Origin of the sequence: Streptomyces guryensis, from assembly GCF_021261325.1 — a bacterium.
In the GTDB taxonomy this organism is placed as follows: domain Bacteria; phylum Actinomycetota; class Actinomycetes; order Streptomycetales; family Streptomycetaceae; genus Streptomyces; species Streptomyces guryensis.
Genome location: NZ_JAJSBI010000011.1, coordinates 240,783 through 266,774 on the forward strand (window position 1 = coordinate 240,783; position 25,992 = coordinate 266,774).

The 25,992-nt window shown below is 71.0% G+C and carries 22 protein-coding genes and 1 pseudogene; 13 read left to right on the forward strand and 10 right to left on the reverse strand.

Going from position 1 to position 25,992, the window contains the following annotated elements; all coding sequences use genetic code 11:
- Positions 1-67: 67 nt before the first annotated feature.
- Positions 68-979 (reverse strand): helix-turn-helix transcriptional regulator, encoded by a 912-nt coding sequence (locus LJ657_RS23315; RefSeq protein ID WP_232650673.1) that lies wholly within the window; start codon positions 977-979, stop codon positions 68-70.
- 146 nt (positions 980-1,125) lie between these two features.
- On the opposite strand from LJ657_RS23315, the gene tkt reads away from it, so the two are divergent.
- From tkt to LJ657_RS23350, 7 genes are all read left to right on the forward strand, one after another.
- Positions 1,126-3,201 carry a transketolase gene (gene tkt, locus LJ657_RS23320; RefSeq protein ID WP_232650674.1) on the forward strand — a complete coding sequence of 692 codons (2,076 nt, stop codon included), beginning with the start codon at positions 1,126-1,128 and terminating at the stop codon, positions 3,199-3,201.
- A gap of 19 nt (positions 3,202-3,220) precedes the next feature.
- Positions 3,221-4,366 carry a transaldolase gene (tal, locus tag LJ657_RS23325; protein ID WP_232650675.1) on the forward strand — a complete coding sequence of 382 codons (1,146 nt, stop codon included), beginning with the start codon at positions 3,221-3,223 and terminating at the stop codon, positions 4,364-4,366.
- The gene (gene zwf / locus LJ657_RS23330) at positions 4,363-5,916 is read left to right on the forward strand and encodes a glucose-6-phosphate dehydrogenase (RefSeq protein WP_232650676.1); all 1,554 of its coding nucleotides are present in this window, start codon (positions 4,363-4,365) and stop codon (positions 5,914-5,916) included. Before tal ends, zwf begins: the two co-directional genes overlap by 4 nt.
- Positions 5,913-6,836: a glucose-6-phosphate dehydrogenase assembly protein OpcA gene (opcA, locus tag LJ657_RS23335; protein ID WP_232650677.1), complete on the forward strand. Its 924-nt coding sequence runs from the start codon at positions 5,913-5,915 to the stop codon at positions 6,834-6,836. The genes zwf and opcA overlap by 4 nt, the downstream gene beginning before the upstream one ends.
- Positions 6,837-7,027: 191 nt before the next feature.
- Positions 7,028-8,692, forward strand: coding sequence for a glucose-6-phosphate isomerase (gene pgi / locus LJ657_RS23340; protein ID WP_232650678.1), 1,665 nt, complete (start codon positions 7,028-7,030; stop codon positions 8,690-8,692).
- A gap of 2 nt (positions 8,693-8,694) precedes the next feature.
- A complete protein-coding gene (gene gnd, locus LJ657_RS23345) occupies positions 8,695-9,570 on the forward strand; it encodes a phosphogluconate dehydrogenase (NAD(+)-dependent, decarboxylating) (protein WP_232650679.1) in 876 nt (291 codons plus the stop codon).
- Positions 9,571-9,577: 7 nt separating this feature from the next.
- Complete coding sequence (locus LJ657_RS23350) at positions 9,578-10,165, forward strand: histidine phosphatase family protein (protein ID WP_232650680.1); 588 nt, start codon at positions 9,578-9,580, stop codon at positions 10,163-10,165.
- 100 nt (positions 10,166-10,265) lie between these two features.
- Here the strand turns inward: LJ657_RS23350 and LJ657_RS23355 are convergent.
- A pseudogene (locus LJ657_RS23355) lies at positions 10,266-10,537 on the reverse strand (hypothetical protein); the annotation flags it as partial.
- 195 nt (positions 10,538-10,732) lie between these two features.
- Between LJ657_RS23355 and LJ657_RS23360 the strand changes: the two are divergent.
- On the forward strand, positions 10,733-12,199 hold the full coding sequence (locus tag LJ657_RS23360) for a membrane-associated oxidoreductase (protein WP_232650681.1): 1,467 nt from the start codon (positions 10,733-10,735) through the stop codon (positions 12,197-12,199).
- Here the strand turns inward: LJ657_RS23360 and LJ657_RS23365 are convergent.
- Both LJ657_RS23365 and LJ657_RS23370 read right to left on the reverse strand, forming a co-directional pair.
- Positions 12,186-13,985, reverse strand: coding sequence for a bifunctional sugar phosphate isomerase/epimerase/4-hydroxyphenylpyruvate dioxygenase family protein (locus tag LJ657_RS23365; protein ID WP_232650682.1), 1,800 nt, complete (start codon positions 13,983-13,985; stop codon positions 12,186-12,188). The genes LJ657_RS23360 and LJ657_RS23365 overlap by 14 nt on opposite strands.
- A 115-nt stretch (positions 13,986-14,100) precedes the next feature.
- Positions 14,101-14,982, reverse strand: coding sequence for a shikimate dehydrogenase (locus LJ657_RS23370; RefSeq protein WP_232650683.1), 882 nt, complete (start codon positions 14,980-14,982; stop codon positions 14,101-14,103).
- A gap of 141 nt (positions 14,983-15,123) precedes the next feature.
- On the opposite strand from LJ657_RS23370, the gene LJ657_RS23375 reads away from it, so the two are divergent.
- Both LJ657_RS23375 and LJ657_RS23380 read left to right on the forward strand, forming a co-directional pair.
- Positions 15,124-15,789, forward strand: a complete 666-nt coding sequence (locus LJ657_RS23375; RefSeq protein ID WP_232650684.1) for a TetR/AcrR family transcriptional regulator — start codon at positions 15,124-15,126, stop codon at positions 15,787-15,789.
- A 220-nt stretch (positions 15,790-16,009) separates the two neighbouring features.
- Positions 16,010-17,350: an MFS transporter gene (locus LJ657_RS23380; protein WP_232650685.1), complete on the forward strand. Its 1,341-nt coding sequence runs from the start codon at positions 16,010-16,012 to the stop codon at positions 17,348-17,350.
- 611 nt (positions 17,351-17,961) lie between these two features.
- Here the strand turns inward: LJ657_RS23380 and LJ657_RS23385 are convergent.
- The 4 genes from LJ657_RS23385 to LJ657_RS23400 form a co-directional block, all read right to left on the reverse strand.
- Positions 17,962-18,303 (reverse strand): VOC family protein, encoded by a 342-nt coding sequence (locus LJ657_RS23385; protein ID WP_232650686.1) that lies wholly within the window; start codon positions 18,301-18,303, stop codon positions 17,962-17,964.
- A gap of 53 nt (positions 18,304-18,356) precedes the next feature.
- A complete protein-coding gene (locus LJ657_RS23390; RefSeq protein WP_232650687.1) occupies positions 18,357-18,791 on the reverse strand; it encodes a VOC family protein in 435 nt (144 codons plus the stop codon).
- A gap of 57 nt (positions 18,792-18,848) precedes the next feature.
- A complete protein-coding gene (locus tag LJ657_RS23395) occupies positions 18,849-19,259 on the reverse strand; it encodes a VOC family protein (RefSeq protein WP_232650688.1) in 411 nt (136 codons plus the stop codon).
- A gap of 247 nt (positions 19,260-19,506) precedes the next feature.
- Complete coding sequence (locus LJ657_RS23400; protein WP_232650689.1) at positions 19,507-19,815, reverse strand: hypothetical protein; 309 nt, start codon at positions 19,813-19,815, stop codon at positions 19,507-19,509.
- Positions 19,816-19,982: 167 nt separating this feature from the next.
- On the opposite strand from LJ657_RS23400, the gene LJ657_RS23405 reads away from it, so the two are divergent.
- The gene (locus LJ657_RS23405) at positions 19,983-21,281 is read left to right on the forward strand and encodes a hypothetical protein (RefSeq protein ID WP_232650690.1); all 1,299 of its coding nucleotides are present in this window, start codon (positions 19,983-19,985) and stop codon (positions 21,279-21,281) included.
- Here LJ657_RS23405 and LJ657_RS23410 read toward each other — a convergent pair.
- Together LJ657_RS23410 and LJ657_RS23415 are read right to left on the reverse strand one after the other, a co-directional pair.
- On the reverse strand, positions 21,268-23,358 hold the full coding sequence (locus LJ657_RS23410; protein ID WP_232650691.1) for a tetratricopeptide repeat protein: 2,091 nt from the start codon (positions 23,356-23,358) through the stop codon (positions 21,268-21,270). The two genes, LJ657_RS23405 and LJ657_RS23410, sit on opposite strands and share 14 nt — an antisense overlap.
- A gap of 94 nt (positions 23,359-23,452) precedes the next feature.
- A complete protein-coding gene (locus tag LJ657_RS23415; protein ID WP_232650692.1) occupies positions 23,453-23,890 on the reverse strand; it encodes a PPOX class F420-dependent oxidoreductase in 438 nt (145 codons plus the stop codon).
- A gap of 104 nt (positions 23,891-23,994) precedes the next feature.
- Here LJ657_RS23415 and LJ657_RS23420 point away from each other — a divergent pair, with 104 nt between their 5' ends.
- Positions 23,995-24,570 carry a TetR/AcrR family transcriptional regulator gene (locus tag LJ657_RS23420; RefSeq protein ID WP_232650693.1) on the forward strand — a complete coding sequence of 192 codons (576 nt, stop codon included), beginning with the start codon at positions 23,995-23,997 and terminating at the stop codon, positions 24,568-24,570.
- Positions 24,567-25,943, forward strand: coding sequence for an MFS transporter (locus tag LJ657_RS23425; protein ID WP_232650694.1), 1,377 nt, complete (start codon positions 24,567-24,569; stop codon positions 25,941-25,943). The genes LJ657_RS23420 and LJ657_RS23425 overlap by 4 nt, the downstream gene beginning before the upstream one ends.
- Positions 25,944-25,992 lie beyond the last annotated feature (49 nt).

Consider the following 25,992-nt stretch of genomic DNA (forward strand, 5'->3'; position numbering starts at 1 on the left):
GCGCGACCAGGCACAGCGTTTCCGCAGACCGTCGACGGCACACAGCCCCGCGCGGCGGAGCCGTAGTTCACCGAAGCTCCGCACGGAACCCCGCCGGCGTCACATCCGTGTGCTGCTGGAAGAACTTCGAGAAGTTCGCGGCGTCGGGGAACCCGACAGCCACCCCCACCCGGCCGATCGGCATGTCCGTATGGGCCAGCAGCCGCTTCGCCTCCAGGATCACCCGCTTGTCGATGAAGCCCTTGGGCGTCTCACCGGTGGCGGCCCGGACCGCACGCACGAGGGTGCGGCGGGAGTAACCGAGGGCGTCGGCGTAGGCGCTGACGCTGTGATTGGTGGCGAAGTCCTTCTCCACGGCGTCCCGGAACAGGGTGAACGTGGTGTCCGACTGACGGCGGGCCGCCTCCGCCGAGCTGGCCGCCAGGTGCGCCAGCCGCAGCAGGAAGGCCGTGAGGGCGTGCCGCAGCACCGCCGTGTGCAGGCTGAGCGGCAGGGTGGTGGTGTCCTCGTACTCGCGTTGAAGCTGTGCGATGGCGGACTTCAGGGCCGTGAGCTGCTGCTGGTCGGGGTGGAGCAGGGGCGGCAGGTCGTAGCGGTAGAGGCCGGTCGCCTCCACCGTGGCGCGGGGCAGGAATCCGGGCTGCATGGCCAGGACGGTTCCGCGGTACTCGCTCGCTTTCGAGAAGCGGTGGACCTGGCCGGGGCGGATCCACAGCACGTCGCCGGGCGAGGCCTCGTACTCCGCGAAGTCGACCATGTGGCGTACGGGGCCGTCGTCGAAGAACATCACGACGTGGAAGTCGATCCGGTGTACACGCTCCAGTGGGGCCGACCCCTCGGCGTGCCAGGTGCGGTCGGCTCCCATCGGGCCGACCCGTACGCCGACACCGCCCAGACTCAGTTCGACCGGGAAAGGGAACGTTCGGATGCCGTCCACTTCGCCGTCACCGTCTCCACCTTGGATGGTTCTGCCCGCCATGTCCTACTCGCGCCGCCTCGGTCGTGCCGTCGGTGTCCCACTTTCACCACAGGCTGACACACGGCGACCTTCCCTCCTAAAAGTCAGACTTTTAAGTTTGAACGCATCAGAGCAGTGCAGCCGCTTCGATCGAGGACTTCTTGAAGATGAGTACGCAGACTCCGGACAGCTTCGAATGGACCGAACTCGACCGGCGTGCCGTCGACACCGCGCGTCTGCTCGCGGCCGATGCCGTGCAGAAGGTCGGCAACGGCCACCCGGGCACGGCGATGAGCCTGGCCCCGGCCGCGTACACGATCTTTCAGAAGGTGATGCGTCACGATCCCGCCGACCCCGAGTGGACCGGCCGGGATCGTTTCGTTCTGTCGCCCGGCCACACCTCGCTGACTCTCTACACGCAGCTGTTCCTGGCCGGATACGAGGTCGAGCTCGATGATCTGAAGGCGTTCCGGACCCATGGGTCCAAGACGCCCGGTCACCCCGAGTACGGGCACACCGCCGGTGTGGAGACCACCACCGGTCCGCTCGGCCAGGGCGTCGCCAACGCCGTGGGCATGGCGATGGCCGCCCGTTACGAGCGCGGTCTGTTCGACCCGGAGGCCCCCGACGGCACCTCCCCCTTCGACCACACCATCTGGGCGATCGTCTCCGACGGCGACCTGCAGGAGGGCGTCTCGGCCGAGGCGTCCTCGCTCGCGGGTCACCAGAGGCTCGGCAACCTGGTCTTCCTCTACGACGACAACCACATCTCCATCGAGGGCGACACCGCGACCGCGTTCTCCGAGGACGTCCTCAAGCGGTACGAGGCCTACGGCTGGCACGTGCAGCGCGTCGAGCCCTCGCTCGGCGGCGACATCGACGTACCGGCTCTGTACGCGGCCCTGAAGGCCGCGCAGGCCGAGACCGAGCGGCCGTCCATCATCGCGATGCGCACGATCATCGCGTGGCCCGCCCCGAACGCGCAGAACACGGAGGCCGCGCACGGCTCGGCGCTCGGCGACGACGAGGTCGCGGCCACCAAGCGCATCCTCGGCTTCGACCCCGAGCAGTCCTTCCAGGTCGACGCCGACGTCCTCGCCCACGCCCGCGAGGCCCTGGACCGCGGCGCCGAGGCGCACGCGGCCTGGGACAAGCAGATCGACAAGTGGCGCGGCGCCCACCCGGAGCGCGCCGAGCTGTTCGACCGGATCGTCGCGGGCCAGCTGCCCGAGGGCTGGGAGGACGCCCTGCCGGTCTTCGAGGAGGGCAAGTCCGTGGCCACCCGCGCCGCCTCCGGCAAGGTGCTGCAGGCGCTCGGTGCGATCATGCCCGAGCTGTGGGGCGGCTCCGCCGACCTGGCCGGCTCGAACAACACCACCATCGACAAGACCTCGTCCTTCCTTCCGAAGGGCAATCCGCTCCCGGAGGCCGACCCCTACGGCCGTACCGTCCACTTCGGCATCCGCGAGTTCTCGATGGCCGCGGAGATGAACGGCATCGCCCTGCACGGCAACACCCGCATCTACGGCGGCACCTTCCTGGTGTTCTCCGACTACATGCGCAACGCGGTGCGGATGTCGGCGCTCATGCAGCTTCCGGTGACGTACGTCTGGACCCACGACTCCATCGGGCTGGGTGAGGACGGGCCCACGCACCAGCCGGTGGAGCACCTGGCCTCCCTGCGTGCGATCCCCGGCCTGAACGTCGTCCGCCCGGCCGACGCCGGCGAGACCGCGATCGCCTGGGGCGAGATCCTCAAGCGGCACGCCACCAACCCGGCCCCGCACGGACTCGCGCTCACCCGCCAGGGAGTGCCGACGTACGCCCCCAACCCCGATGCGGCGAAGGGCGGTTACGTCCTGAAGGAGTCCTCGACCCGGACCCCGGACGTCGTCCTGATCGCCACCGGCTCCGAGGTCCAGCTCGCCGTCGCCGCACGCGAGCAGCTGGAGGCCGAGGGGATCGGCACCCGGGTCGTGTCGATGCCGTCCGTGGAGTGGTTCGAGGAGCAGCCGCGGGAGTACCGCGAGCGCGTCCTTCCCCCGTCCGTGCGAGCGCGGGTCGCCGTCGAGGCCGGGATCGGTCTGACGTGGTACCGCTTCACGGGTGACGCAGGACGCATCGTCTCCCTGGAGCACTTCGGCGCCTCCGCCGACGCCAGGACCCTGTTCGCCGAGTTCGGCTTCACCCCCGAGAACGTCGCCGCCAAGGCCCGGGAATCCCTGGCCGCCGCCCGCGGTTGATCCGATCGCCAGAAAGAAGATGATCAAAGTGACCGAAGCAACCGCGACCGCGGGAGCACTCAAACGCCTGTCCGACGAGGGCGTCTCCATCTGGCTGGACGACCTCTCGCGCAAGCGGATCGAGTCCGGCAACCTCGCCGAACTCGTCGAGAACAGCAACGTGGTGGGCGTGACCACCAACCCGTCCATCTTCCGGGCCGCCATCGGCTCCGGCGAGGGCTACGAGGAGCAGCTCGCCGACCTCGCCGTCCGCGGTGTCACGGTCGAAGAGGCCGTACGGATGATGACCACCGCCGACGTCCGTGCCGCCGCCGACATCCTGCGGCCCGTGTACGACGCGACCGGCGGCCGGGACGGCCGGGTCTCCATCGAGGTCGACCCGCGCCTGGCCCACGACACGAAGGCGACGATCGCCGAGGCCAAGCAGCTCGCCTGGCTGGTCGACCGCCCGAACGTGATGATCAAGATCCCGGCCACCCAAGCGGGCCTGCCGGCCATCACCGAGGTCATCGGCCTGGGCATCAGCGTCAACGTCACGCTGATCTTCTCCCTGGAGCGCTACCGCGAGGTCATGGACGCCTACCTCGCCGGTCTGGAGAAGGCGCGGGCGAAGGGCCTCGACCTCGCCGCCATCCACTCCGTGGCCTCCTTCTTCGTCTCCCGCGTCGACTCCGAGATCGACAAGCGGCTGGACGGCCTCAGCTCCCCCGAGGCGTCCGTCCTCAAGGGCAAGGCGGCGCTCGCCAACGCGCGCCTCGCCTACGAGGCGTACGAAGAGACCTTCGGTGGTGGGCGCTGGACCGCCCTCGCCGGTGCCAGGGCCAACAAGCAGCGCCCCCTGTGGGCCTCGACCGGCGTGAAGGACCCCGCGTACAAGGACACCCTGTACGTGGACGAACTCGTCGCGCCCGGCACCGTCAACACCATGCCGGAGGCCACGCTCAACGCCACCGCCGACCACGGCGACATCACCGGCGACACGGTGACCGGCGGCTACGCGCAGGCCCGCGCCGACCTGGCCGCCGTAGAAGCCCTCGGGATCTCCTACGACCAGGTCGTGCAGCAGCTCGAGGACGAGGGCGTCGCCAAGTTCGAGACGGCCTGGCAGGACCTGCTGGGCGCCGTCACGAAGTCCCTCGACAGCAAGGGAGTTGAGACGGAATGACCGAGCACACCACGGTCGGGCCGGCCCTCGACTGGACCAACCCCCTGCGCGACGAGCGCGACCGCCGGCTCCCCCGTATCGCGGGCCCGTCCGGTCTCGTCATCTTCGGCGTCACCGGCGACCTGTCCCGCAAGAAGCTGATGCCCGCCGTGTACGACCTCGCCAACCGCGGCCTGCTGCCGCCGGGCTTCTCCCTGGTCGGGTTCGCCCGCCGGGACTGGGAGGACCAGGACTTCGCGCAGGTCGTGCACGACGCGGTCCGCGAGCACGCGCGCACCGAGTTCCGTGAGGAGGTCTGGCAGCAGCTCGCCGAGGGCATGCGGTTCATCCCGGGCGACTTCGACGACGACACCGCGTTCAAGCAGCTGAAGTCGGCCGTCGACGAGCTGGACGCCTCCCGCGGCACCGGAGGCAACTTCGCCTTCTACCTCTCCGTACCGCCGAAGTTCTTCCCCAAGGTCGTCCAGCAGCTCAAGAAGCACGGTCTGGCGAACGGGCGTGAGGGCTCCTGGCGGCGCGCGGTCATCGAGAAGCCGTTCGGACGCGACCTGGCCAGCGCCCGCGAGCTCAACTCGATCGTGCACGACGTGTTCGAGCCGGACCAGGTGTTCCGCATCGACCACTACCTGGGCAAGGAGACCGTCCAGAACATCCTGGCGCTGCGCTTCGCCAACCAGATGTACGAGCCCATCTGGAACCGGTCGTACGTCGACCACATCCAGATCACCATGGCGGAGGACATCGGCATCGGCGGCCGCGCCGGCTACTACGACGGCATCGGCGCCGCCCGTGACGTCATCCAGAACCACCTGCTCCAGCTGATGGCGCTCACCGCCATGGAGGAGCCCATCGCCTTCGACGCCGAGTCGCTGCTCACCGAGAAGCTGAAGGTGCTGAAGTCGGTGCGGCTGCCGGAGAAGCTGGGCGAGCACACCGTTCTCGCGCAGTACGCGGAGGGCTGGCAGGGTGGCGAGAAGGTCCTCGGCTACCTGCAGGAAGACGGCATCGACCCGAACTCGAAGACCGACACCTACGCGGCCGTCAAGCTGGAGGTGGACAACCGCCGCTGGGCGGGCATCCCCTTCTACCTGCGCACCGGCAAGCGGCTGGGCCGCCGGGTCACCGAGATCGCGGTGGTCTTCAAGCGGGCGCCGCACTCCCCCTTCGACTCCACCGCCACGGAGGAGCTCGGGCAGAACGCGATCGTCATCCGCGTCCAGCCCGACGAGGGCATGACGGTCCGGTTCGGCTCCAAGGTGCCGGGCACCTCGATGGAGATCCGGGACGTGTCGATGGACTTCGCGTACGGCGAGTCCTTCACGGAGTCCAGCCCGGAGGCGTACGAGCGGCTCATCCTGGATGTGCTGCTCGGCGACGCCAACCTGTTCCCCCGTCACCAGGAAGTGGAAGAGTCCTGGAAGATCCTCGACCCCATCGAGGAGTACTGGGCGCGGCACGGCAAGCCCGCGCAGTACCCCTCGGGCAGCTGGGGACCCGAGGAAGCCGACGAGATGCTCGCACGAGACGGACGGAGCTGGCGCAGGCCATGAAGATCGACCTGACCGACACCACGGCAAGCAAGATCAACAAGGCGCTGGTGCAGGGTCGCCGCGCCATCGGCACACCCGCCGTGGGCATGGTCCTGACGATGGTCATCGTCACGGACGAGGAGAACGCCTACGACGCGATCAAGGCGGCCGAGGAGGCCTCGCACGAGCACCCCTCGCGCACCCTGGTCGTCATCAAGCGGCACGCCCGCACCCCGCGCGACCGCATGGCCTCCAAGCTGGACGCCGAGGTCCGGGTGGGCGCGGACGCCGGCACCGGCGAGACGGTCGTGCTGCGCACCTACGGCGAGGTGTCCGACCACGCCGACTCGGTCGTCCTGCCGCTCCTGCTGCCGGACGCGCCGGTCGTCGTGTGGTGGCCGGTGAACGCGCCCGAGGTGCCCGCGAAGGACCCGCTGGGCGCGCTCGCGCAGCGCAGGATCACCGACCTGTACGCCGTCGAGAACCCGACCGAGACGCTGCAGCAGCGGGCCCGCTCCTACGCGCCCGGCGACACCGACCTCGCCTGGACCCGGCTGACGCCGTGGCGCTCGATGCTGGCGGCGGCCCTGGACCAGGCCCGGACCCGGATCGTGTCGGGGGCCGTGGAGGCCGAGGCCGACAACCCGGCCGCCGAGCTGCTGGCGCGCTGGCTGGAGGCGCGGCTGAACGTGAAGATCGACCGTGTGGTCACCGCGGGACCGGTCGTCACGGCCGTCCGTCTCGGGACCGCGGACGGCGAGGTCGTCATCGACCGCCCCGAGGGCCCCCTGGCCACGCTCACCCTGCCGGGCCAGCCCTCGCGCACCCTCGCGCTGAAGGTCCGCACCACCTCCGAACTCATCGCCGAGGAGCTCAGGCGCCTCGACGCGGACGAGATGTACGCCGTCGCCCTGCGGGGCGAGGGGGTGTCTGATGGATGAGGCCGGCCCTGAGCGACTGCGCCTCGTGACCCACCCGAGCGGGGTCCGGTGCGTGCGGCTGCAAGGCGGAGGAGGGAGTCGACGCGGAGCGTCGGCGACCGACGGCAACGCCGCAGATGCGCATGCCGGACCCCGCGACGCCGGCAAGATCCATCAGAGGCCCGCTCGGGCCACCAAGGAGAACCTCTCCCATGTCTGACTCACCGAAGCTCACCCGGCGCCCCGAGTGGACCGCCCTGGAGGACCACCGCGCCGACTCGCTGCAACGCCCGCGGCTGCGTGAGCTGTTCGCGGCGGATCCGGCCCGCGCCGAGCGGTACGTCGTGCGCGTCGGCGACCTGCGTATCGACTACTCCAAGCACCTCGTCAACGATGAGACCCTCGCGCTCCTGCAGGAACTGGCCGCCGCCACCGACGTGTTCGGGCTGCGCGACGCCATGTTCCGCGGCGAGAAGATCAACGTCACCGAGGACCGGGCCGTGCTGCACACGGCGCTGCGCGCCCCGCGGGACGCGGTCGTCGAGGTCGACGGCGAGAACGTGGTGCCCCAGGTCCACGCCGTCCTGGACAAGATGAGCGACTTCGCCGAGCGGGTCCGCTCGGGCGCCTGGACCGGCCACACCGGCAGGCGCATCCGGAACGTCGTCAACATCGGCATCGGCGGCTCCGACCTGGGCCCTGCGATGGCGTACGAGGCGCTGCGCACCTTCACGGCACGGGAGCTGACGTTCCGCTTCGTCTCCAACGTCGACGGCGCCGACCTGCACGAGGCTGTGCGGGACCTGGACCCGGCGGAGACGCTGTTCATCGTCGCGTCGAAGACCTTCACCACGATCGAGACCATCACCAACGCCACGTCGGCCCGTTCCTGGCTGCTTGCCGGGCTCGGCGGCGAGGAGAAGGCGGTGGCCAGGCACTTCGTGGCGCTGTCGACGAACGCCGGCAAGGTCACCGGGTTCGGCATCGACCCGGACAACATGTTCGAGTTCTGGGACTGGGTCGGCGGTCGCTACTCCTTCGACTCGGCGATCGGCCTGTCCCTGATGATCGCGATCGGCCCGGACCGGTTCCGGGAGCTGCTCGACGGCTTCCACACCGTCGACGAGCACTTCCAGAACGCGCCCGCGGAGGCCAACGCCCCGCTGATCCTCGGCCTGTTGGGCATCTGGTACGGCAATTTCTTCGGCGCCGAGTCCCATGCGGTGCTGCCGTACAGCCACTACCTGTCGAAGTTCACGGCGTATCTGCAGCAGCTGGACATGGAGTCCAACGGCAAGTCGGTGGACCGCGACGGCCAGGCGGTGGGCTGGGAGACCGGCCCGGTGGTGTGGGGCACGCCCGGCACCAACGGACAGCACGCCTACTACCAGCTGATCCACCAGGGCACCCGGCTGATCCCCGCGGACCTGATCGGGTTCGCGCGTCCGGCGGCCGAGCTCGGCGACGAACTCAAGGCCCAGCACGACCTGTTGATGGCCAACCTGTTCGCGCAGGGCCAGGCACTCGCCTTCGGCAAGACCGCCGACGAGGTGCGCGCGGAGGGGATCCCGGAGGAGCAGGTGCCGCACCGCACCTTCCAGGGCAACCACCCCACCACGACGATCCTGGCCCGCGAGTTGACGCCGTCGGTCCTCGGCCAGCTGATCGCCCTCTACGAGCACAAGGTGTTCGTCCAGGGCGCAGTCTGGAACATCGACTCCTTCGACCAGTGGGGCGTCGAGCTCGGCAAGGTCCTCGCCAAGCGCGTCGAACCCGCACTCACCCAAGGCGCGGACGTCCCCGGCCTCGACCCCTCCACCACCGCCCTCGTGGCCGCGTACCGCGAGCTCAAGAACGCTCAGGAAGAAGTGAACTGACCATGCAGATCGGACTCATCGGGCTCGGCAAGATGGGCGGCAACATGCGCGAGCGGATCCGCCGCGCCGGCCACACCGTCATCGGCTACGACCGCAACCCCGACCTCTCCGACGCGGCGAGCCTGGCCGAACTGGTCGACAAGCTCGAAGCGCCGCGCGTGGTGTGGGTGATGGTCCCGGCGGGCGCCCCCACCCAGTCCGTGGTCGACGAGCTCGGCGGACTCCTCTCCCCGGGTGACACGGTCGTCGACGGCGGCAACTCCCGCTGGACGGACGACGAGAAGCACGCCGAGGAGCTGGGCGCCAAGGGCATCGGCTTCGTCGACGCGGGTGTCTCCGGCGGTGTGTGGGGCCTGCAGAACGGCTACGCGCTGATGGTGGGCGGCGAAAAGGAGCACGTCGAGCGACTTCACCCGATCTTCGAGGCGCTCAAGCCGGACGGCCCGTACGGCTATGTCCACGCGGGCAAGGTCGGCGCCGGGCACTTCTCCAAGATGGTCCACAACGGCATCGAGTACGCCATGATGCAGGCGTACGCCGAGGGCTGGGAGCTGCTGGAGAAGGTCGAGTCGGTCGACAGTGTCCGGGAGGTCTTCCGCTCCTGGCAGGAGGGGACGGTCATCCGTTCCTGGCTCCTCGATCTCGCGGTCAACGCCCTCGACGAGGACGAGCACCTCGACAAGCTGAAGGGCTTCGCGCAGGACTCCGGCGAGGGCCGCTGGACCGTCGAGGCGGCCATCGACAACGCCGTGCCCCTCCCGGCGATCACCGCCTCGCTCTTCGCGCGGTTCGCGTCCCGACAGGACGACTCGCCGCAGATGAAGATGATCTCGGCGCTGCGCAACCAGTTCGGCGGGCACGCCGTCGAGTCGAAGTAGGCGCGTCGTGGGGGACCTTCTCCTGGTCCGCCACGGCGAGACGGAGTGGAGCGTGTCGGGACAGCACACCAGCTGGACCGACCTGCCCCTCACCCAGCACGGTGAGGAGCAGGCCAAGTCGCTCGCTCCACTCCTCTCGCAGCGGACCTACGCACTCGCACTGACCAGCCCGCTCGGCCGCGCGATACGCACCGCCGAACTCGCTGGCATCCCCGCGGCCGTGGTCGAGCCCGACCTGCACGAGTGGGACTACGGCGGCTACGAGGGCATCACCACCGCCGAGATCCACCGCACCCGCCCCGACTGGTACCTGTGGACCGACGGCGTGCCGCCCGGCCCCGACGGACACCCCGGCGAGTCCCCCGAGCAGACCGGGGAGCGCGCCGACCGCGTACTGTCCCGCGTGGACGGGGCGCTCCCCGACGGCGACGTGGTCCTCGTGGCCCACGCCCATTTCCTACGGGTCCTGACGGCCCGCCGGCTGGGTCTTCCTCCGGCGGACGGCCGTCTCTTCCAGCTGGCGACGGGCACCGTCAGCCGCCTGTCGACGGAGCACGACCGCCCGGTGATCGCCGAGTGGAACAATCGGCCGTAGAGCCTTGTGGAAGCTTATTGGCGCCCTGTAGTGCCTCCGGGATCGAGACCGGCCTGGGCCACAGAACGTCTCCGCACTCGCTCAACACCGTTCCTTGAGGACTGAGCGGGAGTGAGTCCTGTTTCCAGGACTGCTGTTGCTCAGCCGCGTGCTCCGAACGGTGTCGGGCACGCTGGTCGCCCGCGTGCGCTCCGCGGCCTGCCGGTACGGATCTCGTCCGTGGTCCGGGGATGCGGGGGCGGGGTCCCTCACGTCCAAGGGCCTCCGGTCCGGCCTGGACGGTCCGATCCCCGTATCCATCACTTAGTGGGTACGGGGCGGTGCCGTCCTTCGCCGAATCGGGTGCCCGAGGGCGCGTCGCCCGATCGCGACGCACTTCCGCGACGTCTGCGAGTACGTCATCCGCACCCACCGCATATTCCCGGCGCACACGGACGCCATCCACGTCCCGCGCATCTGGCTGCAGACCCATCACGTGGAACGGCCGTACTACGAGCGGTTCTTCGTGAACGGACCGACCGACACCCAACGGCGGCACGCGGAGCTCTGGGATTAGAGTCCCGCTCTGTGGAGATCAACGATCTGACGCCGGCCGAGCAGCAGGTGTGGCGGGCGTTTCCGACGGGGGCGACGGTCGACTTCCGGGAGGGGGGCGACGACGAGGACACGGTGGAGGGTGCGCAATGGGGGCCCGAACGGAGCATAAGAGCAACGGTGTTGCGGGCACTGCTCCTCAACGGCCCCCGAGTGCCGGGTGAAGTGGCCGCGCTGAAGGTCCAAGGCGCGCGGATCACCGGCACCCTGGACCTGAGACACGCGACGGTCGACAGCGTCGTCCATCTGAGCCACTGTCACTTCGCCGACGCCCCGGACCTCTCCGGCGCCCACCTCCCCTACCTCAACCTGCGCGACTCCGTGCTGCCCGGCCTGATGATCGCGCGAGCCCGCGTGGACGGCAGCGTCCGGCTGACCCGGTGCCGGTTCTCCGGAGTCGTGCACCTGGGCGGGTCGCACATCTCCGGGGTGCTGTTCCTCGAACGGGCCGAGTTCGCCGCCGTGCCGGAGACCGGGCCGGTCCTGCGGCTCAGCCATGTGACCATCGAGGACGACCTGTGCGCCCCCGGGCTGCGCACGCACGGCGAGATACGACTGGACGGCGCCGCCGTCGCCGGATCGGTCGACCTCAACGACGCCCGGCTCCACCACCCCGGAAACGCCGTCCTGGACGCCCAGACCCTCGTCGTGGAAGGCGACCTCCTGATGCGGCGCGTTGAGGCAACAGGCTGTATCGGCCTGCGCGGCGCACGCATCGCGGGTCGCTTCGACCTGTCGTACTCCCGCTTGTCGAACCCGGACGACTCGGCCCTGCGGGCGAGCAGCTGCACCATCGGCGAACTCTGGCTGCGCAAGGGTCCGCCCTTGGTAGGACGGCTCAACCTGCGCCGCGCCCAGGTGGATGTCCTGTTCCTGGAACCGGAGGTGGTGCCCGACGAGGTCTATCTGAGCAGCCTCGTGTACACCACTCTCACACCCCACGAACCCGCCGAGCGCCGCCTCCCCATGCTCGAACGCGATGCCGACGGCTATGTCCCGCACGCCTACGAGCAGTTGGCCACCTCCTACCGCCGAGTCGGCGACGACCACGCCGCCCGCCTGGTCCAGCTCGCCAAGCAGCGCCGCCTGCGCTCGACCCGCGCCTGGTACGGCCGCCTCTGGGGCTACGTCCAGGACGCCACCGTCGGCTACGGCTTCCGCCCCCTGCGCGCGGCGATCTGGCTGCTGTCCCTCCTGGCCATCGGCTCGACCGCCTACGCCCTGCACCACCCCCACGCGCTCAAGGCGTCGGAGGCCCCGCACTTCAATCCGGTGTTCTACACCCTCGACCTGCTGCTCCCGGTGATCTCCTTCGGCCAGGAGGAGGCGTTCGCACCGGACGGCTGGTACCAGTACCTCGCCTACGCCCTGATCATCACCGGCTGGGTCCTCGCCACGACGGTCGTCACCGGTGTGACCAGAACCGTCAGCCGCCAGTGAGCCGCCGCGCGGCATGCTGCGCGGCCAGTCGCACGGGCGCGTTCTGGGCGCCGTACCCCCGGTACCCGCCATCCCGCTGGACGAGCTCGAAGAAGACCCGGCCGACGGTCCTCGTGTAGCAGTGCCGGAACTCCCCGTACCGATCCCTGTCGTAGAGGATCCCGAGCTCGCGATACGCCTCCAGCTCCCCCTCGGAGAACTCGAACCGGGCGGCCAGGTCGTCGTAGTAGTTCGCGGGCATCGGCAGCAGCAGCCCGCCCGCCTCGCGGTAGCGGCGCGCCGCGGCCACCACGTCGTCCGTCGCCAGCGCGATGTGCTGGGCGTGGACCGTGTCGTCGGCGGGGGCCGCGCCGACGGTCAGGGCGATACGGACGCTGCCGTCGGCGTCCGTGACGGCACGGCTGCGCAGCAGGCCGTACGGGTCGGCGACGTCCACGCTCTCCTGCGCGGACAGGCCGAGCACGCTGCGGTGGAAGAGAGTGGCTTCGTCGAAGTGGTGCCAGGGCTGGACGAGGGCGAGATGGTCGATGCGCCGGACGCCCCCGGTCGCCGGTCCTGCGTGCTCGACATCCTTGAAGTCGCAGCGCCAGTCGGGCTGTTGGGGTCGGCCGGTCGCGCAGAAGAACAACTCCGTGCCGTCCGGGGCCGCCACTGCGTCCAGCGGGGCGTCCTCGCTCGCCCGGCGGCGCGGCAGTACGGGCGCCAGCAGCGCCTCGGCCCGACGCGCGGCGCCCGCCGGGTCCGGGGACTCCAGACCGATCGCGGCAAGTCCGGTGCCCTCGCGGCGAGCGGCCGGCCCGGTGTTGACGAGCACCCGGGCCTCCCCCGCCTGCCACAGATCGACCGGCTTGCTGCGGTGCCGCGCGGCCCGGGTGAAACCCAGGGCCCCCAGTACTTCGCTGACCGGCTCGGCGTCGGGAGTGACCAGCTCGGCGAAGGCGACCCCCGTGGGAACGACAGGGGCGGGCAGGTCGGCCAGCCCCACCGCCTCCTGGAGCACCAGGAGCGACCGCTGCGCGTCCACGGCCGTCGGCCCGGCCTCCGCCTGCCGGAAGACGTCGTTGAACACCTCCAGGGAGAGCGGCCCGGCATACCCTGCGCGCAGCACATGCCGCACGAGCCCGGCGACGTCGAAGCCGCCCTGTCCCGGGAAGCAGCGATAGTGGCGGCTCCACTGCAGCACGTCCATCGCGAGCAGCGGAGCGTCGGCGAGCTGCAGGAAGAAGATCTTCTCGCCGGGGATGTCCTCGATGCCCTTGGGATCGGTGCCACGCGAGAGAATGTGAAAGCTGTCGAGACAGGTGCCGAGCGCGGGATGGTCGGCCGTCTCGACGACATGCCAGGCATGGTCGTACGTACTCACGTGCCGCCCCCAGGCAAGCGCCTCGTAGGCGACACGGATTCCGAAGCCCTGTGCCAGATCGGCGAGCCGACTCAGCTGCTCGGCAGCAAGGGCATCATCGTCGACCGCCAACGGGGAGACACTGGAACAGACGAGCACCGTGTCGACGCCAAGCCGCCGCATGAGCTCGAACTTGTGCCGGGCCCGACGCAGGTTACGCGCGAACTCCTCCTCGGGCACGGCCTCGATGTCCCGCATGGGTTGGTAGAGGTCGATGCCGAGCCCGAGGCCGCCACAGCGGGCCCGGATCTCCTCGGGTCTGAGAGGACTCGCCAGCAGGTCGTTCTCAAAGATCTCAACCCCGTCGAACCCGGCCCGCGAGGCAGCGGTGAGCTTCTCGGTCAGGGAGCCACTCAGGGAGACGGTGGCGATGGACGTGCGCATGGACGTGCTCCTTCTGACTGCCGAGTACTACAGCGCCCCTTCAGGGGCGCGGGGCTGTGCTCGCTTTGCGGCTTCCGCCGCGTGGGCGCGAGCAACCACGTACGGCCCGCAGCCGTCACACCGCCTCACCGACCGAGCTCTCCGCAGCAACCTCCGCGAAGTCCGCCAGCATCCGCCCGCTGTCAGGCTCACGCCCGGTGACCAGCCGAAACGCATCCGCAGCCTGGAAAACAGCCATCCCACCCCCATCCAGAGTGGCGCAGCCAACCGCCCCGGCGGCCCGCAGCAACTCCGTCTCCAACGGCCGATAGACAACCTCGGCAACCCACAGCCCCGGATGAAGCAGCTCCGCAGGGAACGGCAGCCCAGGGTGCGCAGCCATCCCGGTAGGCGTCGCATGCACGACCCCGTCGGCCGAGCCGAGCAGCCGAGCGAGCTGATCGGGAGTAGCGGCGGCCGCCCGGCCGACACCGAAGTGCCGGTTCAGACCGCCGGCAAGATCAGCGGCCCGATCGGCCAGGGCATCAACAACTGTGACCCGCTCGGCGCCCAGCGTGAGGGTGGCGTGCGCAACGGCCGCCCCCGCCCCGCCGGCACCGAGCTGCACCACCCGCTCCAGCGAAGCGTCCGGCAGCCCGCGCGCGAAGGACGCGGCGAACCCGGTGACGTCCGTGTTATGACCGATGGCCCGCCCGTCCTCGAAGACGACGGTGTTGACCGCCCCCAACGCCTCGGCCTGCGGCGCAAGATCATCCAGGTGCTCGATGACGAGTTGCTTGCACGGGTGCGTGATGTTCAGCCCGTCGAAGCCGAGATCACGCGCGGCCCGCACCAGCTCGCCGACCGCCTCCGGAGGCACGCCAAGGGCCTCGATGTCGATGAGCCGGTACAGATAGCGCAGACCCTGCCGGTCCGCCTCCCGCTCGTGCAGCGCCGGGCTGAGCGACGGGCCGATGCCGGAACCGATCAGTCCGACGAGATACGAGTCCTTGGCCACGGGGCCTCCTGAACCGAGCGCTAATGTACGAACTAGTACGTTAGCTATATCAGCCCTCCGGCCCCGTGGGAAGAGCTCGCCGACGCAGCCCGGCCCGCCTTCTAGAATCTGCGGCACTGGCCGCACTCCCGGAGGAACCCGATGACCAGCGTCGACGAACCGGCACGACCGAACGGGCGGATCCGCGACGCCGCCCGCACCCAGGCCGAGATCCTCGACGTGGCGACCCAGGAGTTCGCACGGGCGGGCTACGACGGCGCCCGGGTCGACGAGATCGCCGCCCGCACCCGCACCACGAAGCGGATGATCTACTACTACTTCGGCGGCAAGGAACAGCTGTTCACGGCCGTCCTGGAGCGGGCGTACGGCGTGATCCGCGAGGCCGAGCAGAAGCTGGACGTCGAGCACCTGGACCCGGTCGCGGCCATCCGGCGCCTGGCCGAGCTGACCTTCGACCACCACGAGCAGCACCCCGACTTCATCCGCCTGGTCAGCATCGAGAACATCCACGGCGCCGAGCACATCGCCGCCTCCGAGAAGCTGGGCAGGATCGGCTCCCCCGCGCTCGACGTGATCCGCCGCATCCTGGCCGCCGGGCAGGAGTCGGGTCTGTTCACGGCCGACGTCGACGCGGTCGACCTGCACGCGATGATCAGTTCCTTCTGCTTCTTCCGGGTCGCCAACCGGCACACGTTCGGCGCCCTGTTCGGCCGCGACCTGGTCGACCCGGCCCAGCGCGAGCACTACCGGACGATGCTGGGCGACATGGTGATCGCGTACCTGACGGCGGACCGCGCGACGGACTGATCACGCCGATCACGCGCACGGCGGCGGCAAGATCCTTCGACACCACCCCTTGACACCCGGGAAACGTGGGCGCAACATCCGTAGCCAACCACTACTAACTATCCAGTGGGTTAATTAGCCGGGTAGCACCCGGCGCGGCCGTCCCGTCACCCCAGGGATCCGGCACTTCTCCCCCGCCGCTCACTCCGCTTACGTTGGAGTTCCCTCGAAGGAGCAAGCCGTGTCCGTCCCCGCCGAAGCCGTCGGGCAGCCGAGAAAGGCGGCCACCGCCGCCTGGATCGGCAGCGCCCTGGAGTACTACGACTTCTTCATCTACGGCAGCGCGGCCGCGCTGATCTTCCCGAAGGTCTTCTTCGACGAGTCCGACCCGGCCACCGCGACCCTGCTGTCCCTGGCCACGTTCGGTGTCGCGTATGCGGCCCGGCCCGTCGGCGCGCTCTTCCTCGGCCACTTCGGTGACCGTGTCGGGCGTAAGAAGATCATGGTCTTCACGCTGATCCTGATGGGCCTGTCGACGTTCCTCATCGGCTGTCTGCCCACCCGCGCCCAGGTCGGCGGCCTCGCACCGGTCCTCCTGGTCGCCTGCCGCGTCCTGCAGGGCATCTCGGCGGCGGGCGAGCAGGCCAGCGCGAACTCGATGACCCTGGAACACGCGCCACCGAACAGGCGCGGCTTCTTCACCAGCTTCACCCTCAGCGGCACGCAGGGCGGCCAGCTCATCGCCACCCTGGTCTTCATCCCGGTCGCCGCGCTGCCCGAGGACCAGCTGTTGTCGTGGGGCTGGCGGGTCCCGTTCTGGGCGAGCGTCGCGGTCGCCGTGGTCGGCTACGTCATCCGCCGCAGGCTGGAGGAGACGCCGGCCTTCGCGAAGCAGGCGGCGACCGAGGGTGTCGTGAAGCTGCCGCTGGCGGTGCTGATGCGCGAGCACTGGGTGGATGTGCTGCGGGTGATCGGGGGCGCGCTCATCGCCTCGGTCTCCACGATCTTCACGGTGTGGGCCCTCGCCTACGCCACCAGCGACACGGTCGGCATGTCCCGCTCCTCCATGCTGTGGGTGGGCGCCCTCGCCAACCTCGTGGCCCTCGCCGCGATCCCCCTGTGGGCCTCCCTGTCGGACCGCATCGGCCGCCGCCCGGTGTTCCTGATCGGCGCGGCGGGCAGCGCGCTCGCCATGTTCGGCTACCTGTGGGCGATCTCGACGGGCGACTACCCGCTGACGCTGGTCCTGGGCATCGTCGCCTTCGGCATCGTCTACAGCGCCGCGAACGGCGTCTGGCCCTCCTTCTACGGCGAGATGTTCTCCACCCGCGTGCGCCTGTCCGGCATGGCGATCGGCACCCAGATCGGCTTCGCCGTGGCCGGCTTCGCGGTCACGTTCGCCGCGCAGATCGCGGGCCCCGACGGCACCGACTGGTCCTCGGTCGCCCTGTTCACCGCGGCCCTCTGCGTCCCGCCGGTGATAGCCGCCCTCACGGCCCGCGAGACCCACGAGGTCCCGACGGAGCACCTGGGTGAGCGGACCGCCCAGGCGGCGTCACAGCCGGAGACGGTCACCGCCTGACGCACCCACGAACGCCCCCGGGCACCGGATGCCACACCGGCTCCGGCGCCCGGGGGTTCCTGCGTTTCCGGCCCCACGGAGCCGACGGCCGTCAGCACCGTCCACGCCTCGGCCACCCGGTCCAGCGCGCCCCTTCCCGCCCCGGCTTCCCCGCGCTTGGTCGGGTGCCTGCCGTACGGTCGGCATCCGCCGGACTCTGCCCCGCCGGCATGGCGATACCCCCGTCATCGCCTCCGGGCCGACGTGGATCCACTGCCGGTCGTAGATCCCGTCAGCGCCTGGTAAACGGCAGCAGTACGGGGCGGCGACAGAGACCATCCCGTCCGCGGGGGCGAGGTGGAAGCTCTCGTCGTCGCCGGTGGACCGGAGCTGCGGATGCCGGGGAGCAGGCTCGGGTCGTCATGGCCGAACTCGTCGTACGGCACGGCTGCGGCCTCATCGTGCCGTACATCCCTCAGCCGGCCCCGCGGCAGGCCGTAGGACGCCTGGGCGGACCTCGAACTCCGGCCGTGTACACGGCCGCACGGCCGCCCCGGCCCGTCCCGACCGGCAGCGCAGCGTGGGGGGCGTCGCGGATCTGCCGGAGGCCCACGCCGGGCGGGCCTCCGGTCCTACGCTCGTGGGTGACGCGGCTCGTACAGGCCGACCTCGCCGCCGCCCGGCAGCCGGAAGGCGGTCACCCGGCCCCAGCGTGCCTCCTCCAGGAGCCGGGTGAACTCCACGCCCTTCTCGGTGAGTTCGGCAGTGGTCGCGTCGATGTCGTCGCACATCAGCATCAGTTCGTGCGACGGCTCGCCCTCGGCCGGGTGGAAGGCGACCTCGGCGGGCGGCGCCTTGAAGATGAGCCAGCCGTGGCCGGCGTCGACGTGCGCCCAGCCGAGGACGTCGCGGAAGAAGGCGCGGTCGGCCTCGGCGTCGCGGGAGTAGATCACCACGTGTGCACCATTGATCACGCGCGGAGGCTAGGTCCCCGACCCGGCGCACGGCAAGGGCGGCACGCGGTCCGTCATGCGGAGGCCGCGGCCAGGCAGAACTCGTTGCCCTCCGGGTCTGCCATCGTGATGTGGTGTCCGTCGAACTCCTCCAGGACGCTCCCGCCCGCCTTCACCAGGCGCTCGCACTCGGCCCGGATGCGGGCCCACCGCTCGTCGGGGCTGCCGCCTCCCGGCACGCGGACGTCGATGTGGAGCCGGTTCTTCGCCGTCTTGGGCTCGGGGACCTTCAGGATGGACAGCCGGGGGCCCGCACCCTCGGGATCGCAGAGCCACGCGCTGTCGTCCGCCGAGTCGTCGTCCTGCAGGTCGAACTGCGCGAGCCACTCCTCGCGCGTGGCGAAGGGAGCGGGCGGCGGCTCGTCGACGTAGCCGAGCGCCGTCTTCCAGAACCCGGCGAGGAGTCGCGCGTCCGCGCAGTCAAGCGTGAGATCGATAGTGACTGCCATGCAAGGACCGTACTGCGCACCACTGACAGCCGGGCCGCGGTCGGAGCCGGAGCCTGATCAGGCGTTCGACCAGCCCCGCTCGCAGAGCACCAGCCGGTAGCCGTCGGGATCCTCGATCGTGACGCCCCACTGGTTCCAGTAGGGATTGGGCGACGGCACCCGCTTGCCGCCGTGCGCCTCCAGCCGGGCCACCAGGTCGTCGGGCACCGGCCCGTCCAGATAGACGACGAGGAGGTCCTCCTCCGTGGGCCTGGGCTCGACGGGCCGGCCCCGTTCATGGACGAGCTCCAGATGCCATCCGGCGTCCGGCCGGCCGAGCATCAGCAAGTCGTGCTCGCCGGGTTCGAATCCGCCCTCGGCCCGCCACACCACACTCAGCCCGAGCCCCTGCGCCCAGAACCGCTCGGCGGCCGCGAGGTCCCGGGACGGGCGGGCGATACGGATGTGGCTGCGACCGTCGATCGGCATCGTGACCTCTTCCTGAGCTGCGGCGTCCTTCCTCGCAGCCTAGGCAGCCCGTGATCCCCCAACCATCGGCCGTCCGCCCTGCACCCCGGGACCTAGGTCTCCATCCGCCCGCTTTCCTCAGCCCTCCGGGCGAAAGGCGCTGTTGAGGCATTGCGCGCGCTGCGGTAATCATGGGGGTTTCCGCGCGCTCCGGCCGGATTCAGGGGCGGCCGGGGTGCGCGGACCGGCGTTGACTATCGTTGCCCGATCACACGAACGGGCGGCGAGAGGCGGACGAGGACGTGGCGGGGGCCGGGTGGATACGGGTGCCGGTCGGCGACGACGCCGCACGGTGGGCCACCCGCGGGCGCAGCCGCAAGGTGCTGCTCGTCGTCCACAACGTGACCGCGGCGACCCGCCTGCTGGACGTCCTGCCGCTCTTCCACGACGACTTCAGGGTGCAGTTGCTGGCCACCTGTCCGGGCTCGTCGGCGTTCCGGGCGGGCGTCGCGGAACTGCTGGACGGGACCGGGGTGCCCGTACTGCCCTGGGAGCAGGCGGTCGAGACACCGGTCACGCTGGCCGTGTCGGCGAGCTTCGGCGGTCAACTCCGGTCACTTTCCGGCGTATTGACCATCTTGTCGCACGGTGTCGGATACACTAAAACTTTGCCGACACCCGACACCCGACACCCGACACCCGACACCCGGCAGCGGTCGGAAGAGGTCGGATCCGGTCTTCGGAATGTCGCCGGAGTGGCTCCTCGACGAGAACGGCAAGCCGATCGCGGACGCGCTCGTCCTCTCGCACCCCGAGCAGTACGAGCGGCTGCGCCGCGTCTGCCCCGAGGCCGCGCCCACGGCCGTGCTCGCGGGGGATCCCTGCTGGGACCGCATGCTGGCGGCCCGCCCGAACCGCGACCGCTTCCGCCGCGCACTCGGGGTGGGCCGGGCGCAGCGCCTGATCGTCCTGAACTCCACCTGGAATCCCGAGTCGTTCTTCGGCGACGGCGGCGGCGATGACGTACTGCCTTCTCTCCTCCCTCGTCTGACCTCGGAGTTCCCGGCCGACGAGTACCGTCTGGCGGCCGTCCTGCACCCCAATGTCTGGCACGGTCACGGCCCCGGCCAGATCCGCGCCTGGCTCGACCGTGCCCGCCGCGCCGGGCTGGCCCTGATCGACCCCGTGGAGGGCTGGCGCCAGGCGCTGCTGGCCGCCGACGCCGTGATCGGCGACCACGGTTCGGTCACCTACTACGCCGCCGCACTCGGCACACCGGTCCTCCTCGGCGCCGCACCCCTCGCGGGCCTGGACCCCGAGGCCCCGGTCCACGCCTTCGTCCGCACCGCACCCCGCCTCGACCCGGCACGCGCCCTGCGCCCACAACTGGACGCACTCATGGAGCGCCACCAACCACCGCCTGAACCCGCCGAGTCGGTCAGCTCCGCACCCGGCGAGTCCGCCCCCCGACTGCGAAGGCTCTTCTACGACGTCATCGGCATCCCCGAACCGGACGCACCCGCCCGTCTCGAACCCCTGCCGCTCCCCCCGTACGAACCCGCTACGCACACCGTCCCGTTCCTGGTCCTCACCCGCCTGCTCGACTCCGGCGAGGTCCGCGTCACCCGGTACGCGGGCCCGCATCCGGCACCGGACGACGAGGGCGAGGCCCACACGGCGGTACACGAGGACACCCGCGAGACGGACCGACTCGCCCTGGCCGACGTGGTGTTCCGGTACGGCGACGAGAACGATCCGCGCTTCGTCTCCCCCGCCCACTGGACGGCAGAGGTCCTCGACCGGCATCCGCACTGCGCGCTGGCTGCCTACATCACCGGCCCCGGCTCCTGCGTGCTCCGCACCCGCGCGGGCACGCCGATACGCATGGACGCCGGCCCCGGCGCGGACGCCGATCCGGCCGTGTACGCCTCCGCCCTGCACGCATGGCTCACGGCGGGCAATTCGCCGGTGGAAGCGGCCAGGCAGCAGCTGACCGTCCGCATCGGGAAAGCCGCCCACCCCGTATGGCTCACTCCGGCGTGACGCACCGCTCCCGCAGCACTCGCAGCCACGCCACCTGGTACTCGGCGTTCTCCCGGCCGAGGGCCGTGAGGGCCTCGTCGATCAGTGGCCGTGCGGTGTGCCGCTCGTGGCCGTCCAGGTGGGTTTCGGCGAGGTCGGTGAGGGCGCGGGCGGTGTTGTAGACCTCGCCGGTGTCGCGGAAGAAGCCCAGGGCGCGTTCCAGGCGCTGCACCGCCTCGTCGCGGCGGCCGAGGCCGCGCAGGGCGCGCCCCCGGTGGCGATCCAGCAGGGCCCGGGCGCGCGGGAGATCGGCGGCGCCCTCGTCGTCGGGGGCGATGCCGTCGAGGATGCCGTACGCCTCCTCGAAGCATGCGTACGCCTCCTCGAACCGCCACTGCCGCAGCCGCAGCAGTCCGAGGAACTCGACCGCGGAGGCGTGCCCGCGCACATGGCCGGCCGCCCGCTCGTCACGGGCGGCGGCGAGCGCTTCGGGTTCGGCCTCGTCCCAGCGGCGCAACTCCGTGAGAGTGTGGGCGAGTTGGGCGTGCAGCGCTCCGGCCGTGCGGGTACCGGGGAAGTGCTCGTCGGCGATGCGTGCTCCGGCGCGCAGGGCGGGCAGCAGGATGTCGTGGTGGCCGGCCTTGAGCTGAAGCGGCCACAGGGCCCGGCAGAGCAGGACGACCGTGGCCCAGTCCTCGAAGTCCTCCGCCGCGTGCACCGCCTCGACGAGACCGGGCGCCTCGGAGGCCAGCGTGGCGACGGCCGTGCCCCGGTCCGGGAAGGACACGGGCGAGTCGGCGGTGGGCACGCGCCAGCTCTCGGGCAGTGCAGCCCGGGCCGCGCCCACGGCCAGGTCCCGGTAGCCGGCGACGACGCGGGTGACGGCGGCCGAGCAGGCCGCGATGCCGTCGAGGGCGGCGGCCGTGTGCTCGGCGTGGGCGCGGACGGCGGGGCGGTAGCGGTAGCGGCCGGAGCCGGTGCGTTCGAGGAGGAGGGCCTCGGCGAGTTCCTCCAGGTGTCGGGCGGCCTCCGTCTCGTCGAGGTCCGCGGCGCGGGCGGCCGCGGCGGGGCCGAGGTGAGGCCAGTCGCGCAGCGCGGCGAGCCGGTAGAGACGGGCCGCAGCGGGGGTGAGCACACGGTAGGAGTCCTCGGCGGCGGCACGGACGGGGTCACCCTCCAGATCCGCGGGCGGCTCCGTGTGCGTGGTCAGGCGGGGTGCCGCGGCGCGCAGGGCGTAGGGCGAGCCGGCGCAGCGGTCCAGGACCCCGGGGAGGGTGGCGCGGGCCGCGTCGATCGCGGGTCTGCCGACGAGGTCGGTGAGCAGCCGTACGGCGTCGCGCCGGGCCAGCGGGCCGACCGGGATGCGCAGGGCGTCCAGGCCGGTGAGCGGCTGCCGGGCCACGACGATCGTGAAGACGCCGGGCGCCGAGGTCAGCAAGGGCCGCAGCTGGGCGGCGGACCGGGCGTGGTCGAGCACGAGCAGCAGCCGCCGGTCGGCCAGACAGCGCCTCAGGAGTTCCGCGCGGTCGGCGGCGGCCGGCGGTGTCTCCTCGTCGGGCAGGCCGAGTCCGCGCAGCAGGGTGCCGAGAACCGCTTCGGGCGCGTGGGCGCGCAGGTCGGCGTAGAGCTGGCCGTCGGGGAAGCGGGCGGTCTGGCGCCAGCCCCAGTGGAGGGCGAGGGTGCTGGTGCCGATGCCTTCGGGTCCGTGGAGGAGCGCCAGCCGGGGGCGTCCGGCGAAGTTGCGCGCCGCCTCCTTGTCCAGGATTTTCAGGGCTTTCTGACGGTCCGTGAAAAAGTGCGGGGCGGTGGGCAGGCAGGGGCGTTGCAGCCCTGCTGCGATGCCGGGAGCTCGTACCCGGCTGGCGAACTGCGCCCATGTCTGGGCCAGTTGGGGATCACCCTGTAGGCGCTCGTGCACCAGGCGGGCCACGTCGTCCAGTTGGCCGGGGGTGGTGGGTGCCGTCACCTCACCCCCGGCGATACGGCGGACCAGACCGCCGGCCGACTCCCAGGCCCACTTGCCGGCCTCGTTCGCCATGCCTGATCCGACGGCTCCGAGGACCGCGCCGATGGCGCCCAGCGAAACCGGATCCACCATGCCGTGCACTCCCCGTCTTCCGTTCGCCACGTCGACCGCAGTGATCAACCCTAGCCGCAGTGACGGGACATGACAGGGCATCACGGCACATCACTCAGCCCCGGTCGGCCACCTTGGGAATGCCGTAGGCCCGCTCCACCCTCAGCCGTACCACCAGGCGTCGGTCGCGGACCATCGCTGCACGGTAGTCGTCCCAGTCCGGGTGCTCGCCCAGGACGTCGCGGTACAGGCGGATCAGCTCCTCCACCGTGTCGTCGTGCGGGTCCTTCGCGACCGGCGTGAGCTCGGCCGTTCCCTCGACGACCGTGTAGGCGCGGCGGTCCGGGGTGGACACGTGGTAGGACGCCCGCGCGTCCCGGCGCAGGTTGCGGGTCTTGGCCCGGTCGTCGGTGACGGAGATCCGGACGATGCCCTCGTCCGGGTAGTAGTGGTGGCTGACGTTCGACAGCTGGGGCCGGCCGTCGTGCTTGAGGGTGACCAGTACGCCGCTGCGGTCGTCGGAGAGCAGTTCGAGCAGTGTGTCGTGAGTCATACCCGGTCAACCCGTGCGACCGATCTCCGCATTCCCGCCGTGGTGGACACTGTCTACCCAGACCCCAATAGACACTGTCTACTGGGGTCTGGTAGACAGTGTCTATGGACGCATCGGAGAGTGGGCTGCGGGAGCGGCTGGTCGACGTCGGAGTGGATCTGGTCGCCCGCGAAGGCGCGCAGGCGCTGACCCTGCGGGAGATCGCGCGCCGGGCGGGCGTCTCCCACGGGGCACCTCGCCGCTACTTCCCCACCCACCTGGAGCTGCTGTCCGCCATCGCCCGCCGCGGCTTCGCCGAGCTGGCGGCGCGGGCGACGGCGGCGACCGGAGACGGCACGGCGCCCCCTCGCGAGCAGCTGGCCGCCCTGGGACGGGTCTATCTGGAGTTCGCCGTGGGCAGCCGCGGCATGTACGAGTTGATGTTCCGTCACGATCTGCTGGAGAGCGGGCACTTGGGCCTGCGCGACACGAGTCTGCCGCTGTTCGTGAGGCTGGTGGAGCTGGTCGGGCGGGCCCGGCCCGACGCGGACGCCCGGGTCGTCGCGGGCGCGCTGTGGGCGAACCTGCACGGCATCGCCCAGCTGTGGGGCTGGGGCAGCCTCCAACTCGCCACGGGAGCGGACCACTTCGCACCGCTGCTGCGGTCGGCCCTCGACGCGCACCTCGGGGACGGCGCATGAGCGGGCACCGCGCCCTTACGCTGGCGAGCAGCGTGGTCGGGGCTGTGATCGTCGCCTTGGACGGCACGGTCCTCACCGTCGCCCAGCCCACCCTGCAACGGGATCTGGGCGCCTCCTTCGCGCAGGTCCAGTGGACCAGCACCGGTTATCTCATCGCGGTGGCGGGCCTGTTGGTGTTCTGCGGACGGCTCGGTGACCGGTACGGGCATCAACGGGTCTTCGGCATCGGGATGTCGGGCTTCGGCGTGACGTCGGCGGCCATCGGGCTGGCACCCGGTGTCGGCTGGGTGATCGGGCTGCGGGTCCTGCAAGGTGTGTTCGGGGCGTTGCTGCAGCCTGCCACGCTGGGGATGCTGCGGGCCGCGTTCCCGCCCGACCGGCTCCGGATGCCGATCGCGGTGCGGGCCGGCGCGATCGGGGTGGCGGCCGCGGCGGGGCCGGTGCTGGGCGGGGCGCTGGTGGCCGGGCCGGGCTGGCGGGCGGTCTTCTTCCTGAACGTCGTACCGGCACTCGTCTTCGGTCTGCTCGCCCTCACCTTGCGCGGCCCGCGCCCCCAACAGCCCTCCCCCGCCGGCTTGGACGTGCCCGGCGCGCTCCTGCTCGCACTGACCCTGGCCTGCCTGGTGCACAGTCTGGTCGCGCTGGCGAACGGCGGGTGGACGACGGCGAGCGCGCCGGGCCTGGTGTCGGCCGCGGTCGCGGGTGCCGCCTTCGTACGGCATGAGCGGCGGACCACGAGCCCGCTGGTGCCGCCGGACGTCGTGGGCTCGGCGGCCGTCGGTTCCGCGCTCGGCGTGCTGGTCGCCGCGTCGGCCGCCCTGAACGGCACGCTCTTCGTCGCCACCTTCCTGCTCCAGGACACGCTCGGTCTCGACCCCCTGCGCATGGCCCTGCTGAGCCTGCCGCTCGCGGCGCTGATGATCGTCGCCGCGCCGGGGTGCGCGGTGCTGCTGCGCCGCGTCGGGGCCCGTCGTACGACGGTGGCGGCGATGGCCGTCCTGGCCGCCGGGATCCTGGTGCTGGGCCGGGCCTCGGGCACGATCGCCCTCTGCACGGGGTTCGCGCTGCTGGGGGCCGGGTTCGGCACGGTGATGGTGGCGGCCACCCATGTCGTCGTACGACAGGCCGCCGTCGGGTCGGCCGGGGTGGCGGGCGGGTTGCAGCAGACCGCGATGAACGTCGGCCCGGCGCTGGGCGTGGCCACCGCGACGACGCTGACGGGGCTGGGCCATGGGTACGGGCTTGCGCTGGGGGTTCTCGCCGTGGTGGCCGGGGCCGGGGCGGTGGCGGGCCGCGCACTGCCGGAACGTTCCGCCGAAACGATCAATCCGGCTCAACCGGGGGACCTTGTGCCCCTTCCTGAGCGACGATGAGACCAGAACAGAACAGGCAGAGTCCGCTGCGTTCAGCGCAGCCCCGAAG

Bases quoted from the DNA above. Each gene is read 5' to 3' on its own strand.
- LJ657_RS23315 (WP_232650673.1), bottom strand. From the start codon at position 979: ATGGCGGGCAGAACCATCCAAGGTGGAGACGGTGACGGCGAAGTGGAC.
- tkt (WP_232650674.1), top strand. From the start codon at position 1,126: ATGAGTACGCAGACTCCGGACAGCTTCGAATGGACCGAACTCGACCGG.
- tal (WP_232650675.1), top strand. From the start codon at position 3,221: ATGATCAAAGTGACCGAAGCAACCGCGACCGCGGGAGCACTCAAACGC.
- zwf (WP_232650676.1), top strand. From the start codon at position 4,363: ATGACCGAGCACACCACGGTCGGGCCGGCCCTCGACTGGACCAACCCC.
- opcA (WP_232650677.1), top strand. From the start codon at position 5,913: ATGAAGATCGACCTGACCGACACCACGGCAAGCAAGATCAACAAGGCG.
- pgi (WP_232650678.1), top strand. From the start codon at position 7,028: ATGTCTGACTCACCGAAGCTCACCCGGCGCCCCGAGTGGACCGCCCTG.
- gnd (WP_232650679.1), top strand. From the start codon at position 8,695: ATGCAGATCGGACTCATCGGGCTCGGCAAGATGGGCGGCAACATGCGC.
- LJ657_RS23365 (WP_232650682.1), bottom strand. From the start codon at position 13,985: ATGCGCACGTCCATCGCCACCGTCTCCCTGAGTGGCTCCCTGACCGAG.
- LJ657_RS23375 (WP_232650684.1), top strand. From the start codon at position 15,124: ATGACCAGCGTCGACGAACCGGCACGACCGAACGGGCGGATCCGCGAC.
- LJ657_RS23390 (WP_232650687.1), bottom strand. From the start codon at position 18,791: ATGGCAGTCACTATCGATCTCACGCTTGACTGCGCGGACGCGCGACTC.
- LJ657_RS23395 (WP_232650688.1), bottom strand. From the start codon at position 19,259: ATGCCGATCGACGGTCGCAGCCACATCCGTATCGCCCGCCCGTCCCGG.
- LJ657_RS23405 (WP_232650690.1), top strand. From the start codon at position 19,983: ATGTCGCCGGAGTGGCTCCTCGACGAGAACGGCAAGCCGATCGCGGAC.
- LJ657_RS23410 (WP_232650691.1), bottom strand. From the start codon at position 23,358: ATGGTGGATCCGGTTTCGCTGGGCGCCATCGGCGCGGTCCTCGGAGCC.
- LJ657_RS23415 (WP_232650692.1), bottom strand. From the start codon at position 23,890: ATGACTCACGACACACTGCTCGAACTGCTCTCCGACGACCGCAGCGGC.
- LJ657_RS23420 (WP_232650693.1), top strand. From the start codon at position 23,995: ATGGACGCATCGGAGAGTGGGCTGCGGGAGCGGCTGGTCGACGTCGGA.
- LJ657_RS23425 (WP_232650694.1), top strand. From the start codon at position 24,567: ATGAGCGGGCACCGCGCCCTTACGCTGGCGAGCAGCGTGGTCGGGGCT.